Genomic DNA, 1,146 nt, shown 5'->3' on the forward strand with positions numbered 1-1,146 from the left:
TCAATGGTGTCTTTCCTACACTTCTGGGCGCTACAAGAGTTCATCGACCTTGCAAAATACCTAGGCAAAGAAGCTGCCGTTGAGAAATACCTCGAGATGGCAGCAAACGTGCGTGAAGCGTGTGAAACACACCTTTGGGACGAAGAAGGCGGCTGGTATATCCGTGGTCTAACGAAAAACGGCGACAAGATTGGTACAGCGCAACAAAAAGAAGGTCGTGTACACCTTGAGTCAAACACTCTTGCGGTGCTGTCTGGTGCGGTATCTCAAGAGCGCGGTGAAAAGGCAATGGACGCAGTCGACGAGAATCTATTCTCTGAATACGGCCTACATCTGAACTCACCATCATTCGCAACACCAAATGATGATATCGGCTTTGTAACCCGCGTTTACCAAGGCGTAAAAGAGAACGGTGCGATCTTCTCACATCCAAACCCATGGGCTTGGGTTGCTGAAGCAAAATTGGGGCGCGGTGACCGTGCGATGAAGTTCTACGATGCACTCAACCCATACAACCAAAACGACATCATCGAAAAACGTATCGCAGAACCGTACTCCTACGTGCAGTTCATTATGGGTCGAGACCACCAAGATCACGGTCGTGCAAACCACCCATGGCTAACTGGCACATCTGGTTGGGCTTACTTCGCAGTGACCAACTTTATCCTTGGTGTGCGCACAGGTTTTGATGGTCTCACTATCGATCCATGTATTCCAACTAACTGGCCTGGATTTGAAGTCACTCGTCAGTGGCTAGGCGCGACTTACAACATCAAAGTTGTTAACCCTGATTCAGTCAGCAAAGGCGTGAAATCTATCACTCTGAACGGCGAAGCTATCACTGGCGCATCAGTACCAGTTCAAGCGGAAGGCTCCGTGAACGAAGTGATCGTAACACTAGGTTAATCGCTTAAAAATGCCCCAATGCACTTTTGCTCTTTAGCTTGTGCATTGGGTTCGCTAGCAAAATTTTAAGGCGCGGTGTATTGCCGCCCTTATTGAGGTTCGAATCATGATCAAATTTGGTACAGGCGGTTGGCGCGCATTCATCGGTGAAGAAGTTACTAAAGATAATGTTCGTTTGGTTGCTCAGGCAGTAGCAAACATCACTAACAGAGAATCAGTGGCAGATCGTGGCTTTGTCAT

The 1,146-nt window shown here is 48.2% G+C and carries 1 protein-coding gene; it reads left to right on the plus strand.

Going from position 1 to position 1,146, the window contains the following annotated elements; translation table 11 throughout:
• A partial coding sequence (locus tag R7F67_RS24645; protein ID WP_411913743.1) for a GH36-type glycosyl hydrolase domain-containing protein occupies positions 1 to 906 on the plus strand: 906 nt, incomplete at its 5' end.
• Positions 907 to 1,146 lie beyond the last annotated feature (240 nt).

It is taken from the genome of Vibrio sp. YT-17 (assembly GCF_033337375.1).
Lineage (GTDB): Bacteria > Pseudomonadota > Gammaproteobacteria > Enterobacterales > Vibrionaceae > Vibrio > Vibrio alginolyticus.